The following is a 15,539-nucleotide window of genomic DNA, read 5'->3' on the forward strand; positions in this document are numbered from 1 at the left end:
GTCAGGCTCTCCTTCATCCATAACCATCTGACACTTTTCTGAAACGTAAAGCGAACGGAAGCTCTGGTCAAGGGCTGGAAACTCCGCCGCTTATATATAGATAAACAGGCTGCATCCTCAAATAAGGAGGAGTGCAGCCTGTTTCTTATAAGCGCTTTTATAGTGCGCGCCGGGAAATCTCTTCAGCATCACTAGCTACAGGAATATTTCCTGCACGTTTACGTCCCTGTCTTAAATAATCCACCAGAACAAACAACAGTGTAATCAGCAGTGGATACATGATCGCCCAGCCTGTAAACGGAAACACGGCTACCGTAGCGGCAAAAGAAATCCAGCTGATCATCACGCCTGTCCGGCTGCCCCGCAAAAGGCGGATTCCTGCAGCACAACCGCCAATATAGGTGAGGATGAAGGTGGCATTGGGAAATTTAATCAGTGTCGTAATCGAGAGCAGGCCGCTGCCATACAGCGATAACACTGCTGTGAAGCAGAGGGTCAGGAAGCCGATCGCTCCCACAGGTGTCTGATAGCGGTCTGATAAGCGGCCCATCCATTTCGGGGCATATCCCTGCCGTGATAAGGCATATGCTACGCGTGATGCAGCGCTTGAGTAGGCGATGATCGTCGCCGTACAGATGAAGAGTCCGGTGAGTCCGGCAATGAATCCGCCCCAGGCTCCAAGTGGCTGACTGATGATCCAGACCAGTGAAGAGTCGGCTCCTCCGCGGAGATAGCTCTGCGTACCGACTGTAGCGAGTGCCGAGAGGAAATAGAGGACTCCGACAATGACCGCAGCGATGGTCACACCCTTGACCGCAGCGCGCTGCGGGTCCTTGAATTCTTCAGACAGATGTGAGACGGCCTCCCAGCCGATGAAGCACCAGAAGAGGATCGCCGCCGCCTGCCCGACACTCATCCAGCCATGCGGAACAAACGGTGTGAAGTGGACACTCTCCATTCTTGGCAGAGCCGCAGCAAATGAGAAGACCAGCACGGCAACAATCGCGATAACCACGGCGATCTGCACTTTACCGGCAACCTTCATGCCGATCCAGTTGACAATCAGGCCAATGGCCAGCATTCCTGCAGCGATGGCAATTCTGGCCGGATCGCCCCAGCCCATGGCGGCTGTCATATAGCCCGCTCCGGTCAGTGCAGCGACAGGACCGCCAATCGGCACGGACATGAGGAAGAACCAGCCGACCAGTGCGCCTGCCTTCGGGCCGAAGGCCAGGGTGACGAAATGGGATACCCCGCCGGCATTAGGGAATTTGGCCGAGAGCAGACCCATGGACAGCGCAAGCGGGAGAATCAGCAGGGTCATGAATCCCCAGGCCAGCAGCGAAGCGGGTCCAGCCATCTCCGCTGCCAGTCCGGGTACGATTAACACACCTGAGCCGAGGACGGCTCCTATGTACAGGGCAATAGCCTGCGGCATCCCGATATTCCGTTGTAATGATTTATTTTCCTTCATATAAATAGTCCCGCTTTCCTTGTATTTAAATATAGAGTATCAGATAATAGATCCATTGGAAAAACGGAATTATCGAATGGAATCCATTCGAATAACCGATAGGTTGAAGGAGGTACTATGGAGTCTAAGCATCTGTTCACCTTTCTCGTTGTAGTTGAGACCGGCAGCTTTACCCGCGCAGCCCAGAAGCTTGATTACGCCCAGTCCAGCATTACCGCACAGATTCAGGCGCTGGAGGCAGAACTGGAGCAGCCCCTGTTTGACCGGATCAGCAAAAAGATCATTCTCACCGATGCCGGCCGCCGCCTCCTGCCGTATGCCCAGGAAATCTCCAAGATGCACACGATGGCCGAGAACGCCCTGCGGTCGGAGACGGAAATATCCGGTTCGCTGCGGATTGGTGCACCTGAATCTTTGGCGGCCTTCCGCCTCCCGGGGATTATTAAGGAATTCCGTAGCCGGCATCCGCAGGTGCAGATTACGCTGAAGCCGGGAGCCTGCTGGGAGCTGACGGAATTCGTCCGCTCAGGAGAGCTTGATCTAGCCTTTCTTCTCCAACCGGAGACGGAGTATAAGGAGATGTACTGTGACACGCTGATCCATGAAGCAATGGCGCTGGTCGCTCCACTGGATCACCCGCTGCTGGAATTGGAAGAAGTAGAACCGCTGCATCTTAAAAATGTAACGATTCTGCATACCGAAACAGGCTGCACTTACCGCACTTTGTTCGAGCGCCATTTGAACAGTCATGGAGTATTCCCCGATCCGAATCTGGAGTTCTGGAGCATTGAAGCGATCAAGCAGTGCGTAATGGCTGGACTCGGTATCTCATTCCTGCCGATGATTACGGTCCGCAGGGAATTGGCGGAAGGCAAGCTGGGCCGGCTGAACTGGAATGATGAATCCCAGCGGGTGGCGACCCAAATTGCCTATCACAGCAAAAAGTGGAAATCCCCAGCGTTAAGTGAGTTTCTTGGAACGGTGCAGAAGCATGCTGTAATGTGGAGGGAAGAGGAGGAGCACGGGGCATGAATGAGCCGGAGCATGAATATGAAGAAGAGCTGGATGCCTTTCTGATCTGGATGAAGGACGCCGGCTACACAGCATATACACAGAAATCTTATCTTGCTGATGCACGGGAATTTCTGGGCAGTCTGAACGGGCGGGAGCTGGGTACTGTTAAAAAACTGCAGGTTGTCTCCTATCTGACTTCTGTGCGGGAACGCGGGGTAAGTGATGCGACACGTAACCGTAAGCATGCCTCAATAAGCTGCCTCTTCAAGGCACTGACGGAGCTGGAGCTGCTGAATATCAACCCGGCCGCCGGAATCAAGAAGTCCAAAACCGAAAAAAACCGCGAGCCCCTCTATCTGGATGAACAAGACCTGCAGCGGTTTCTGTCAGCGGTAGACGGCAAGTACAGAAGCCGCAATCTGGCTGTTTTTTTGCTGATGTCGTATATGGGGCTGCGGGTAGGGGAAGTACATACGCTGAATCAGAGTGATTATAATGTAGAGAGACGTTCACTGCGTGTCTTCGGCAAAGGACGCAAATGGCGCAATGTCCCGGTTCCTGAGGATATTGCCCCGTATCTTGACCAGGCGCTGACGGACCGTCTTAATCCTTGGCACAGCAAGGAGGAGGCGATGTTCATCTCGCAAAAAGGCCGCCGGCTCTCCATCCGCGGCATCCAAGGGATTGCTGCGGATACATTCAGCCGCTTCCAGAGTGATGTGCCTTCGTCCCAGCGCCGGCCGTACTCCAGCCATAAGCTGCGGCACTCCTTTGCCACCATGCTGCTGCGCAAAGGAGCGGATCTGCGCACGGTGCAGGAGCTGCTGGGCCATTCCTCGATCCAGACGACCACTGTGTACACACATATTACGAGCCGTGAGAAGGAAGAAGCTATGTCCAGACTGCAGATCGGCATGCCGTATAAGACAGGCAGCGGTGACTCGTGAACCTGGAGCTAACAGCGTCAATACACACTATGAACTTTTGTTCAAAACATAACGCATAAATCACATGGAATGTGCATTTTTATAATGACAACACCGCCGTGAATTGCTAACATGATAAGGGGTTATTATTCAGGGTAGAAGGCGGAGAGGGACAAGCCTCGAAGTCGTAGACACAACGATTAGACCATGGATGAAAGAAATTGATAAGCTGGACAGCAATTCTGACTTTAATCGGTTAACGCGTCTTCGCGCGTCTGATGGTAAGGCGGGCTGAAGAAGAAGCAGAGTCTGAATCTTGAATCTCTTCCTATAAGTAAAAATAGCCGCCAATCCCCTGTGGGTTGGCGGCAGGCTTGTCCATGCGCGGAGACTATAGCTCCAGCTTGGCAATCTCATTTTTGAGCTTATCGGCGGATTGCTGGAACAGAAGCTGTTCTTCGTCACTGAGCGGAAGATCAAGTACTTCACGCACGCCGGAACGGTCTACGACACACGGAGCGCCGAGGAATACATCTGACACGCCGTTGTAGTTGTTCAGCAGTGTGGAGACATTCAGGACGGAGCCTTCATTGTTCAGAATGGACGCAACAATCCGGTCCAGTGCCAGTGCGATGGCATAGGAGGTAGAGCCCTTGGCATCTATGATCTCGTAGGCGGCATTCTTGGTGTCCTCGAAGATCTCATCACGTTCCGCTTCATCGAAGCCCAGATCAATTCCCGCGACATTGGCGAGACTCCAGACCGGCAGCTCGGAATCGCCATGTTCACCGATGATTTGTCCATGAATACTGCGCGGATCGATTTCCTTATGAAGCCCAATCAGGTAACGGAAGCGGGCGCTGTCCAGTACAGTACCGGAACCGATAACCCGTCTGCGGTCGAAGCCGCTGATCTTCAAGGTGGCATACGACAGAATATCGACCGGATTTGTGGCAATCAGCAGGATAGCGTGATGATTGTATTTCGTGATTTTTTGGATGATATCTTTGAAGATCGAGATGTTCTTGCGCAGCAGGTCGATCCGGGTTTCACCAGGCTTCTGGGAGGCTCCGGCAGTGACGATGATGATGTCGGCTTCCTTGCAGTCCTCATAGGTGCCGGCCCACAGCTTCACACCGCCGACAAATGGCATGCCATGGTTCATATCCAGCGCTTCACCAAGCGCCTTCTGATGGTTAACATCGATGAGTACTAGTTCGGGCATGCGCTTACGCAGCAGCAGCGTATAGGCCGTCGTGGTTCCGACTGCACCGGTGCCGATCACTACGACACGATTGGGCTTAAATGGGGCCATTGTTAGATCTCCTCCAGCTTTCGAATTTTGAAATATAAGGGTGTATAAGTTAAACACCATCATTCATCCTTATATTTCTCGCTGAAACGGTACCGTCCTATAGAAGGAAGGCAGAGCCGTTTCCACTTGCGGTCCAATCTTATCCATCATAATCTCTAGGGATAGTGTTTTCAAGCTGTCCGCTTTTAATCCATTACCCCAAAACGGGCATGCTAACAATGTATTTCTTATTATCCACTCAACCACTTGACAGGAGCGAATTTCAGAATGGATTTATTCCGCAAAAAACCGCTGGCTATTCCCCAGAATACCGGAGCGGAGAAACTTAGCAAGACACTGGGTGCAATGGATCTGACCATGCTCGGTGTAGGGGCCATTATCGGCACCGGAATTTTTGTAATGACGGGAGTGGCTGCTGCGGAGCATGCCGGACCGGGACTTGTGCTGTCCTTCATCATCGCCGGCTTTGCCTGTGTGTTATCCGCACTGTGTTACTCCGAATTTGCTTCCACACTGCCCGTATCGGGCAGCGCTTATGCATACAGCTATGTCGCCTTCGGGGAACTGCTGGCCTGGATTCTCGGATGGGATCTGGTGCTAGAATACGGTGTAGCCGCAGCGGCGGTAAGCAGCGGGTGGTCCGGTTATTTCCAGGGACTGCTGGAAGGCTTCGGCATTCATTTGCCCACCGCTTTGTCAGGGGCGTATAATGCAGATAAAGGAACCATTATTAATTTACCTGCAGTTGTCATTATTCTGCTGATCTCTTACCTGCTGACACGCGGGGTTAAGGAAACCGCCCGTTTCAATGCAGTGATGGTTGTGATCAAAATCTCGGTGGTGCTGCTGTTTATCGTCACCGGTATATTCTATGTGAAGCCGGAGAATTGGACGCCATTCCTGCCGTTTGGTTTCCATGGTGTAGTGAATGGTGCGGCAACCGTATTTTTTGCCTATATCGGATTTGATGCCATTTCGACTGCTGCCGAAGAAGTAAAGCGTCCGCAGCGAGATCTGCCGATCGGTATTATCTCGTCGCTTGCGATCTGTACCGTGCTCTATATCGCTGTATCCCTGGTACTTACGGGGATCGTGCCTTATCAGAACCTCAATGTAAGTGATCCGGTATCGTTCGCCCTGCGGTTCGTTGACCAGAATATGATCGCCGGTCTGATCTCTGTAGGTGCGATTGCCGGGATGACTACCGTGCTGCTGGTAATGCTGTTCGGACAGACCCGTCTGCTGTTTGCCATTTCCCGTGACGGATTGCTGCCGCAGAGCTTGTCCAAGGTCAGCCCCAAAACACATACGCCGGTGCGCAGCACATGGATGGTCGGCGGACTGATTGCCGTTCTTACCGGCTTCGTCCCGCTTGACCGGCTGGCCAATCTGACCAGTATCGGAACCTTATTCGCCTTCCTGGTGGTTTCGCTGGGTGTTATTGTGCTCCGCCGTACGAAAACGGATCTCAGAAGAGGCTTCAAGGTTCCTTGGGTTCCGTTCATTCCGCTCCTTAGTGCGGCAGCCTGCGGTTATCTAATGTATAATCTGGGAAGAGAAACCTGGATGGGCTTCCTGATCTGGCTTGCAGTAGGACTGCTAATCTATGGTCTGTACGGATACAAACGCAGTAATTTAAATACGAAGAAATAACGGATTAACGGGAAGAGGAGAGAGAGCATTGTCATCCACAGCTTCAGGTTACAAGGTTCTGAGAAGGGTGCTGCTGCTTCTCCTGACCTTACTTATTCTCTCGGCTTGTTCTTCTGCTCCCGCTCCCGAGCCTTCCCAGCCCCCGCAGCCGACGGAAGCGCCGGAAGAAGGGCAGATGATTACGGTCATCACACCGGATGCCAAGAACGTCGATAATGAGAATGCCCCGAAATATCAGATTCAGACCCGGCTGACAGACTTCAGGCTGCTTAACCCGTCAGCGGGAATAGCCTGGGGTGTCACCAAAAATGAGCTGCGCATGTATATGACCCTTGATAACGGCAAAACCTGGGCCAATATCTCGCCGGCTACGACTGTGCAGTTTCTGAGCAACCCGGTGTATGGCAAAGAGATTTTCTTCACCGATCCCAGCAACGGCTGGATTATACGAAGCTCTTTCGGCACGACCGAGACCGTGGTGCTGCGCACAACAGATGGGGGACATACCTGGAAAGTTTCTGCTTTTCCTGACACCAACACCTTGTCCTCGTTCTACTTCAGTTCACCGTCCCATGGATGGCTGATGACTTCCTGGGATGCCAGCTCCACCAAAGAGAGCAAAGCCTTGTATGCTACGCAGGACGGCGGGGCAACCTGGGCCTTGGTCATGCAGAATGAACAGTATAATCCGAATCTGCCAAACAATACAATTCCCCTGCCGGGCGTTACGACCGGAATGATATTTAAGGACGGGAGCCGCGGATTCGTAACGCTGCAGACCGGGGCACTGCCTAAGATCTATGTCACCAAAGACGGCGGAGCAACCTGGGCGGCAGGCTCTGAATTTCTGGTCAACGAGAGCTTTGGAGGCTGTGACCGGGTCATTGCCGGTGAACCTGAATTCTTCGGTACGGATCATACAAGCGGATGGCTGTCTGTAGGGTGTCAAAAAGAAAAAGAGGCCAGCATGACCTACAACGGCTATTTCACTGCAAACGGGGGAGAGAACTGGAAGTTTATCAGCTTCAGCCGGCCGGCGTTGACGGGAATTAACCGGCATGTGGCACCTGAATTCCTCAGTTCGCAGGCGGGCTGGTCTTTAGAGGGGAACCTGCTGTACAAGACGATGAATCAGGGACAGACCTGGACGGCACTTCCGGCCAGCAGTGTACTGCAGTCCAAGCTGCTGGAATACCCGGAAGTAGTGAAGCTGCAATTCATCTCGGATGATGTAGGCTGGCTGCTGATCCAGAAAGAAGAGGACCGCAGATCTATCCTGCTGCAGACTACGAATGGCGGAGTGAGCTGGCGGGTTATGTAAAGGTAATTAAGAGGTTGTCCGCATTGGCGGGCAGCCTTTTCTTTTGGATAATAAGGCCGCAAAGCCCTCTTAATATAAGGAAAAATCTTATTTAAAATTTTCTTTAAAAATGTGAAAAAAATCACATGACAAACTTTCACTCCTGTGATATATTTAACACATAGAGAACAAGTTCATTTTTTCACAAACTTTCATCCCGAATAGGAGAGATTATTATGAAAACATTTGAAACGGATTATATGACAAGAAACCTGCTGCAATTGTGCTACAACTGTGACGATGCTCACCTGTGTGAAACGGAAGAACAATGCAGAGCTTGCTGGGCGGACAACGGTATGCTGCCGGAAGAAACAAGCGAAACCAGACAATTGCTAGATCTCGTACATGCTTAATGTGATCACCTCTTTTGGTATAATGAAGACCATTTAGGTTCCCGGATATAGGGGGATTTAGGTGGTCTTTTTGGCGTGCTGTCATCACCCCAAGTGAAGATTCTCTCGGAGCAGCCGGGGTTGTTACACATTTGTTATGCTGTCTTGAAGGGAAGAGGCATATACATGTAGAGAAGACCTGCAGGGCAGGGAATCTAACCAGATGGGAACAAGGGGGAAGAGACCATGGGAACGGGACCGGATCCATCCTGGATGTTTGATTTTACAGGAACGGTATTGCCGATATTCCTCGCTGTAGTCGTGGGGATTATCGCTGTGTCTGCAGGCAGAGGACTGCTTCAGTGGAGCCGGAACAATAATGCCCCCCTGCAGTCCATACCCGCCCGCATTGTCAGCAAGCGCAGCGAAGTCCGCCAGCAGCAGGCACAGGATGAGAGCAGCCGCACCAGCACAACCTACTACCTGACGTATGAAGCGGAGGATGGTGTCCGCAGAGAGTTCAAGGTGGATGGCCATGAATATGGCATGAGTGCTGAAGGGGACAGAGGGGTGCTGACATATCAGGGTACAAGATATCATGGCTTTCAGCGGCGCCCGCATTACTCCACAGCGGAATAGTGAACAGGCTTGTTCATGGATAGTGTGATGTTTATTTGAAAAGTGTTCAGCAGCCCCCTTGTAACCGTCAGCGGTGCAAGGGGGTATTTGGGTTGTGCTTGCCTCGGCTCAAAGGCAGGTTTTTCATGGTATAAAGTATTGCTGCAGACTGCAGGAAATTGGGCGGGGACTGTCACCACTTAGGCGAATGCACATACAATACAGCGAGCAGTAAAGAACAACGGATGCTTGGCGTTACAGCTTTGTTCCATAACTGTCAATGAAGTGATTACAAGGAGGAGAACGCGTGGCCGTCATCAAAACGAATTCGGAGGATGTAAGGGTGCTTGCGCGGCTGATGCGGGCCGAGGCCGAAGAGGATGGGGAGTCAGGCATGCTGATGGTCGGTAATGTCGGGGTCAACCGGATCCTCGGCAACTGTCTGGACTTCAACAACATCCGCAGTGTGAATGATATGGTGTACCAGAGCCCGGGCGGCTTTGAAGCCCCGCAGAAGGGGTACTTCTATCAGCGTGCACGGGAGGCCGACATCCGTTTGGCAAAACGCGCTATCGCCGGGGAAAGAACCTGGCCAGCATCAAATGCACTGTGGTTCTTCCGGCCTGTCGGGGCTTGTCCGGCCAACTGGTATAACCAGCAGAACACCGGCCGCTACAAGGCGCACTGCTTCTTCACTCCGACCCAGGTGGATTGCCCGTCATTATTCTAGGTACGCTTAAGTGAATGCTAATTCAAATTCAAGGAGGTTATTCGTAAATGATCGTTCAACCCTATCGTCCCGTTAATTATATGATGGGCAGCAACCCAGCAGGTGGCATGAGCAACATGAACAACATGAACAACATGAACAATATGAACAACATGAACGGCATGGGCCCGATGAATACTATGGGTGCCATGAGCAACAAGGGGAACATTGGAAACATGGGCACCATGGGTACCATGGGTACTATGAGCAGCATGCCGCCGCAGGTCACCAGCGGCAGCCCCATGACGCCTGCCGGAACCGTGGTCTCAACAACTGCACCGGTGTTCGAACAGTCTTATGTGGAGAACATCTTCCGCCTCAACCTTGGCAAGGTCGGCACCTTCTACTTCACCTACGAGAACAACAAAGACTGGAACGCCAAGGTCTATACCGGTGTGCTTGAAGCTGCCGGCCGCGACCATCTGATTATCAGCGACCGGGCGACCGGACAGCGGGTTGTGCTGCTGATGGTAAATTTCGATTATGCCACCTTTGAAGAGCCGCTTGTCTATCAATATCCGGGAGTTATCGGAAATCCGGCGGTTGTACGGAGCTGCCGATAAGCTTTCTGGCCATTTATCCATAGAATAACGCAAAAACGGCTGTCCACCTTTGTTTAAAGGCGGTCAGCCGTTTCTTTTGCTACCGTACGCACATATGCTGTATTTTTCGAGGGGACACGCATGCTTGCTGTTTCACCTAATATATTTATATAATAAAAGTATTATTTATAATCCGTGATTTATGTACTGGAGATGAAGGCATTGGGAAATTGATACGGAAAGGAACAGCTGGCATGATCCAGTCTGACATTTTGAACAAACGAAGGAGGTGGGCCTATCCGCCCGCACAGGAAACGGCGGATAGGAGTATAAATTGAGCGACCCTTTACCCGGTATATTAAATGTAGGTCTTATTATTTTGATTGTGCTGCTTAACGGTTTTTTTGTTTCGGTTGAGTATGCGATGGTGAAGGTGCGCAGCGGGCGCATTGATTCACTGATTGAGGAAGGCAGCAAGCGAGCCCCTGCAGCAAGAAAGATTGTTCATAATCTGGATGGTTATCTGTCGGCCTGTCAGCTTGGCATAACACTTGCCTCGCTTGCGCTAGGCTGGCTAGGAGAACCGGCGATTGCTACGATTGTAGGGCCGGTTATTACGAACCTCGGCTTCGGAGAAACAACTGTTTTTGTGGTCTCGCTTATCATTGCGTTTATGTTCATCACTGTTCTGCATATTGTACTTGGCGAGCTTGCCCCGAAGACCATTGCGGTGAATAAAGCCGAGGCAGTACTTCTGCTTGCTGCAGGTCCGATGAATGTCTTTTACCGGATCATGTATCCCTTCATCTGGGTGGTTAACGGCCTGGCACGGGGGCTGCTGCGTATCTTCCGTCTGACGCCGGCATCGGAGCTGGCTACAGCCCATACGGAGGAAGAAATACGCATTCTGATGCAGGAGAGCAACAAAAGCGGATTGATCGACAACACGGAAATGACCCTGGTGGATAATATCTTCGAATTTGCCGACACGATGGCCAGGGAGATTATGATTCCGCGCACGGAAATGATCTGTCTTAACACGCATCTGGAGACGGACGAGAATCTTGAAATTGCCTTTGACGGAATGAGAACCCGTTATCCGGTCTGCGACGGAGACAAGGACCATATTCTCGGCTTCATTCATATCAAGGATATGATCCGTGATAATGCGCCCAAGTATAACGAATTGATCCGTCCGATATTAACTGTACCGGAATCGATTCAGATTAGCAGCCTCCTCAAGGTCATGCAGCGTGCCAAGACCCAAATCGCTATCCTGATTGATGAGTATGGCGGTACCTCGGGAATGGTTACTCTGGAGGATATTATGGAAGAGATTGTCGGAGAGATTCAGGATGAGTTCGACGAGGAACGTCCCGGCATCGAGAAGCTGGGGGAGGATGAGTTCTCTATCGACGGCCTGATGCTGATTGAGGAGATCAATGATACGCTCGGAATCCATATGGAGACGGATGATTACGATACGATAGGCGGCTGGCTGTATTCCAAGCTGGAGGTCAATCCTCCGCAAAAAGGCCAGACGGTGGAGTTTGACAATCATTTATTCGTGGTAGAAGAGACGGACAATAAGCGGATTTCCCGGATTAAGCTGCTGAAGGTGCAGTTTTTGACGGAGGAAGCCGGAGCGTAATTACAAGAAGACAAGAGCATGGCGCTGTTACAGCGCTGTGCTTTTTTTTGCATTCAGGGGCTCCGGTTTTTGCAGTGCTCTCCTTAGGCAAAAACTGCTTGTCCCATAAGGCAAAATCCACGATTCGACTGGATTCACCAAGGGTAAGGTAGTGTAAATAGGTGCAGTGCAATATTGTGAAATCAAGGAAGGAGAGAGGCTATGGAGCATCATCCGAATCATTACAATGATCTGCTTGTCCTCTTATCTGTTGCTATAGCATTTCTATCGTGTTTCACAGCCCTGGATCTGGCGGAACGGCTTCTCCGTGGCCGCAAGGGGAATCTCTATATTCTGCTTATCTCTGTAGTGCTGGGTACAGGGATGTGGAGTATGCATTTTATTGGAATGCGGGCGATGGATATGGGAGTTCCGGTATCGTATGATCTGCTGCTGCTTGTGTTCTCGCTGATCATTCCTGTGGCCGCTTCTTATATGCTGTTCGTAATGCTTGGCAACCCCCATACCCGCAGCCGTGTCTATCTGGGTCTTGGCGGCATGCTGTTCAGCAGCGGAATCCTGATCATGCATTTCAGCGGCATTCTGGCGATGAAGCTCTCAGCAACGTATGAACAAGGGTTCTTTTCCATTATCCTGTCCATCCTGTTCGCCCTGGTTGTCCCTGTTATTACCGCATCCTACGACCCGAAATGGCTGGAGAATGCCTACAACATGTTCAGTGTCAAAAAACTGCTGCTCGTGTTAACTCTGACCGGAGCGTTCACAGGTATACATTATTCTGCAATGGCCGGCGCTTCCTTCACAGTAGTAGACTCATTCTTGTATACAGGGCGCGCTCCGCTCTTGGATGATTCACTGCTGGGCATCATTCTGGGAGGTTCCTTCTTGTTCATTGTGACGATTGTGCTTGGCCTGCTCTATAGGGACCGGCAGCATGTGCTCCGCTTTGCAGCGTTTAATGAGCAGCGTTATATGGCCTTGTTCGAGCATAACCCGGATATGGTGCTGTGTATTGATCCGGCCCTTAAGAAGATCATCAGTGCCAATCCTGCCCTGCGGTATACCACCGGATATGGAAGAGAAGAACTGGGGGAATTCAAGAACATCCTGTACAGTGAAAGGGATGAAGCCGCGGTCAAGGAAGCTGTGCGCAATGCCTCCCAAGGGAAGTCCTCCAAGCTGGAGCTGAAGGTTATCACCAGGGACGGCCAGCAGATGATCTGCAGCGTAACGGTATTTCCATTGCTTCATAATAAGGAACAGCTGGTCTATATCGTTGCCGAGGATGTCACTGCCCTGATGCAGTACCAGCATGAACTGATTCAGGCCCGGGATGCGGCAGAGAGTGCTGCCAGGATGAAAAGCGAGTTTCTGGCGACGATGAGCCATGAAATCCGCACGCCGCTGAACGGAATTATCGGCATCAATCAGCTGCTGGCCGAAGAAATCAGCAAACCCGAGCATCTGGAGCTGCTGAAGCTGCAGAGTACCAGCAGCCAGGCATTGCTTCATGTAATGAGTGATGTTCTCGATATATCCCGCCTGGAAGCAGATGGTCTCGTGTTGAACCAGGAGCCGTTTCAGCTGACTGTGCTGCTGCAGGAGTGTATGGAGCTGTTCGAAGTGATCACAAGAGACAAGCAATTGTCGTTTGTGCTGTCGGTAGAAGAGGGGCTTCCCGGCAAGTTCGTGGGAGACATTGCGCGGATCCGTCAGATCCTGGTTAATTTAATCGGCAATGCGGTGAAATTCACTCCTTCGGGAGCGGTTACAGTTACTGTTGAATCCTGCGGCCTGATGGGAGCCTCTCAGACGCTGCAATTCAAAGTGCAGGATACGGGTATTGGCATTCCGCCGGATAAGCTGCAGCTGCTGTTCCAATCCTTTTCCCAGGTGGATGCTTCCCACACGCGTAAATATCCCGGTACTGGTCTGGGTTTGGCCATTTGCAAGAAGCTGGTGGAGCTTATGCAGGGAGAAATATGGGCGGAACCGGCGCCGGGCGGCGGGACCCAGTTCTTTTTCAGAATTGTGCTACAGTCGCTGGATTCATCGCCGGAGCTGATTTACAACCAAGAAAATGAAGACAGCGGAGTGCCTCCGGCAACAAAAGCTGTATAATGTAGGGTTTGCCAAGGAGAGAACTTTAATTATATAATTTTAAAGTAACTTATCTTTTATCACGACAGTCCTATGGACAGAAAGGAACTCTCTTTGAGCAAATCAAAAAAGAACAATGTCGCGCTTCCCCAGATGAGCAAGCAGGAGAAACGCCGGGCAGAGCAGGAGCAGCAGAAGCAGAAAACGAGAATTCTGATCGTGAGTACAGTGGCTTTAGTTGTTATTATTTTTGTAGGATTATTCATGCTGGCCTCGAAGGACGACTCAACTACAGGATCTGCTGCGGCTCCCGTTGACTTCAACTACAGTGAAATGGCACGGCTGGGCAAAGAAGATGCACCCGTCAAAATCGTTGAATTCGGCGATTACAAATGTCCGGCTTGCGCCCAGTTCACCGGAGTGATTAAACCGCAAATCGTTCAGGAGTATGTTAATCAGGATAAAGCAGCCTTTTACTTCGTCAACCTGGCCTTTATCGGTACGGATTCGAGAACAGCCTCACTTGCGGCACTCTCCGTGTACCATCAGAATCAAGAGGCCTTCTGGAAATTCTTCGATGCTATCTATGCTAACCAGGGTGAAGAAAAGGTAGAGTGGGCAACCCCGGACTTCCTGGTAAGTCTGGCACAGCAATTAGAACTGCCCATTGACTTCGATTTGCTGCGTAAGGATATTGAAGACAAGACCTACGAAAGCGAACTGGAGAGAGATATCCAGCTTGGCACAGACACAGGCGTAACCAACACGCCATCACTGTATGTCAATGGAGTCAAGGTGAATGAACCTTTTAATATGGAGGAAATTGATGCTCAAATCCAGGTAGCTGCGGAAGCTGTGGCTGCACAATGAATAAATTCTCTGCATTCTGCCGCCGGAATTGTCTCTACTTGGCCTGGTTCGTCTCGGTTGTTGCTGTAGCAGGCAGTCTGTATCTCAGTGAAGTGCTGAAATATGAGCCCTGCAAGCTATGCTGGTTTCAGCGGATATTTATGTACCCGCAGCTGATTTTGCTCGGAATCGCCACTTACCGGGGGGATAAGCGCATTATCCCTTATGTTCTTCCCTTAAGTTTGATTGGCGGAAGCATTTCGATCTATCATTACGCGGAGCAGAAAATTCCGGCACTCAGCAAGGTGCTTCCATGTACAATTGGTGTGCCGTGTAACACGGATTATCTGAATTATTTCGGATTCATCACCATCCCGCTGCTGGCACTCATTGCGTTCGCATTAATCACAATTCTGCTATGGACAGGGCGTAAAGAGGATGCAGGTGAGTAAGAAGCCGTCAGGCAGAATGAAGAGTAACTATTTCCCTTAAATTGAGTGTAAATTATTAAGCAGAAATGCTGTAAAATCACGCGATAAAGGGATAATGAAAGAGAATGAAAGAGCAAGACATACCGGATCATGGATTTGGTTGTTTTGGTTGTTTTTCATTCTTTTTTCATTTGTTTCAACGCTTTACGGAAGAGGCATTGTAGATTATTATTAGTCCTTGTGAGAAGTTGAATATGCGCTGAATTTTCCGGAAGGAAAAACGGGGGAACCAAACTTGGCCGAGTGCCAACGGGGTGAATCGGAAGCGGGTCAGCAGACTCGAAAACCGTAGGGCTACCACAGCCCGAATCCGCCAGCTAACCTCGTAAGCAATAGTGGGATAATGACCATGCACTCAAGGCATGCGGATCATTTCCGTATGCTTATTTTTGTGCCTGCATTTATGAAATCCACTTATGAAAACAGCGCGCGGTACTGCCGTTTC

The 15,539-nt window shown here is 50.9% G+C and carries 14 protein-coding genes and 1 riboswitch; of the genes, 12 read left to right on the forward strand and 2 right to left on the reverse strand.

Annotated elements, in window-relative coordinates; genetic code table 11:
* Positions 1 to 157 precede the first annotated feature (157 nt).
* The gene (locus MHI42_RS00855; protein ID WP_342422405.1) at positions 158 to 1,474 is read right to left on the reverse strand and encodes an amino acid permease; all 1,317 of its coding nucleotides are present in this window, start codon (positions 1,472 to 1,474) and stop codon (positions 158 to 160) included.
* A gap of 117 nt (positions 1,475 to 1,591) precedes the next feature.
* Between MHI42_RS00855 and MHI42_RS00860 the strand changes: the two genes are divergently transcribed.
* Both MHI42_RS00860 and MHI42_RS00865 read left to right on the forward strand, forming a co-directional pair.
* The gene (locus MHI42_RS00860) at positions 1,592 to 2,506 is read left to right on the forward strand and encodes a LysR family transcriptional regulator (RefSeq protein ID WP_342422406.1); all 915 of its coding nucleotides are present in this window, start codon (positions 1,592 to 1,594) and stop codon (positions 2,504 to 2,506) included.
* Positions 2,503 to 3,435 carry a tyrosine-type recombinase/integrase gene (locus tag MHI42_RS00865; protein WP_342422407.1) on the forward strand — a complete coding sequence of 311 codons (933 nt, stop codon included), beginning with the start codon at positions 2,503 to 2,505 and terminating at the stop codon, positions 3,433 to 3,435. The genes MHI42_RS00860 and MHI42_RS00865 overlap by 4 nt, the downstream gene beginning before the upstream one ends.
* A 370-nt stretch (positions 3,436 to 3,805) precedes the next feature.
* Here the strand turns inward: MHI42_RS00865 and MHI42_RS00870 are convergent, their stop codons facing one another.
* Entirely contained in the window at positions 3,806 to 4,729 is a 924-nt protein-coding gene (locus tag MHI42_RS00870; protein ID WP_342422409.1) for an L-lactate dehydrogenase, read from the reverse strand.
* A gap of 267 nt (positions 4,730 to 4,996) precedes the next feature.
* On the opposite strand from MHI42_RS00870, the gene MHI42_RS00875 reads away from it, so the two are divergent.
* The 10 genes from MHI42_RS00875 (at position 4,997) to MHI42_RS00920 (ending at position 15,055) form a co-directional block, all read left to right on the forward strand.
* Positions 4,997 to 6,382 (forward strand): amino acid permease, encoded by a 1,386-nt coding sequence (locus tag MHI42_RS00875; protein WP_171715901.1) that lies wholly within the window; start codon positions 4,997 to 4,999, stop codon positions 6,380 to 6,382.
* Between the two features lie 28 nt (positions 6,383 to 6,410).
* Positions 6,411 to 7,703, forward strand: coding sequence for a YCF48-related protein (locus MHI42_RS00880; RefSeq protein WP_042137750.1), 1,293 nt, complete (start codon positions 6,411 to 6,413; stop codon positions 7,701 to 7,703).
* 215 nt (positions 7,704 to 7,918) lie between these two features.
* Positions 7,919 to 8,095, forward strand: coding sequence for a hypothetical protein (locus MHI42_RS00885; protein WP_171715899.1), 177 nt, complete (start codon positions 7,919 to 7,921; stop codon positions 8,093 to 8,095).
* Positions 8,096 to 8,320: 225 nt separating this feature from the next.
* The gene (locus tag MHI42_RS00890; RefSeq protein ID WP_042137749.1) at positions 8,321 to 8,713 is read left to right on the forward strand and encodes a DUF2500 domain-containing protein; all 393 of its coding nucleotides are present in this window, start codon (positions 8,321 to 8,323) and stop codon (positions 8,711 to 8,713) included.
* A 286-nt stretch (positions 8,714 to 8,999) separates the two neighbouring features.
* The gene (locus tag MHI42_RS00895) at positions 9,000 to 9,422 is read left to right on the forward strand and encodes a cell wall hydrolase (protein WP_042137747.1); all 423 of its coding nucleotides are present in this window, start codon (positions 9,000 to 9,002) and stop codon (positions 9,420 to 9,422) included.
* Positions 9,423 to 9,610: 188 nt separating this feature from the next.
* Positions 9,611 to 10,024 (forward strand): spore coat protein GerQ, encoded by a 414-nt coding sequence (gerQ, locus tag MHI42_RS00900; protein ID WP_246354154.1) that lies wholly within the window; start codon positions 9,611 to 9,613, stop codon positions 10,022 to 10,024.
* 313 nt (positions 10,025 to 10,337) lie between these two features.
* On the forward strand, positions 10,338 to 11,654 hold the full coding sequence (locus MHI42_RS00905; RefSeq protein ID WP_171715897.1) for a hemolysin family protein: 1,317 nt from the start codon (positions 10,338 to 10,340) through the stop codon (positions 11,652 to 11,654).
* Positions 11,655 to 11,855: 201 nt separating this feature from the next.
* Positions 11,856 to 13,775 (forward strand): ATP-binding protein, encoded by a 1,920-nt coding sequence (locus MHI42_RS00910; RefSeq protein ID WP_342422410.1) that lies wholly within the window; start codon positions 11,856 to 11,858, stop codon positions 13,773 to 13,775.
* 93 nt (positions 13,776 to 13,868) lie between these two features.
* Entirely contained in the window at positions 13,869 to 14,624 is a 756-nt protein-coding gene (locus tag MHI42_RS00915) for a DsbA family protein (protein WP_171715895.1), read from the forward strand.
* Positions 14,621 to 15,055 carry a disulfide oxidoreductase gene (locus MHI42_RS00920; RefSeq protein WP_039298958.1) on the forward strand — a complete coding sequence of 145 codons (435 nt, stop codon included), beginning with the start codon at positions 14,621 to 14,623 and terminating at the stop codon, positions 15,053 to 15,055. The genes MHI42_RS00915 and MHI42_RS00920 overlap by 4 nt, the downstream gene beginning before the upstream one ends.
* Before the next feature lie 226 nt (positions 15,056 to 15,281).
* Positions 15,282 to 15,441: riboswitch (cyclic di-AMP (ydaO/yuaA leader) on the forward strand.
* Positions 15,442 to 15,539: the final 98 nt, after the last annotated feature.

The organism is Paenibacillus sp. FSL E2-0178 (assembly GCF_038593005.1).
Classification (GTDB): Bacteria; Bacillota; Bacilli; order Paenibacillales; family Paenibacillaceae; genus Paenibacillus_AQ; species Paenibacillus_AQ phytohabitans.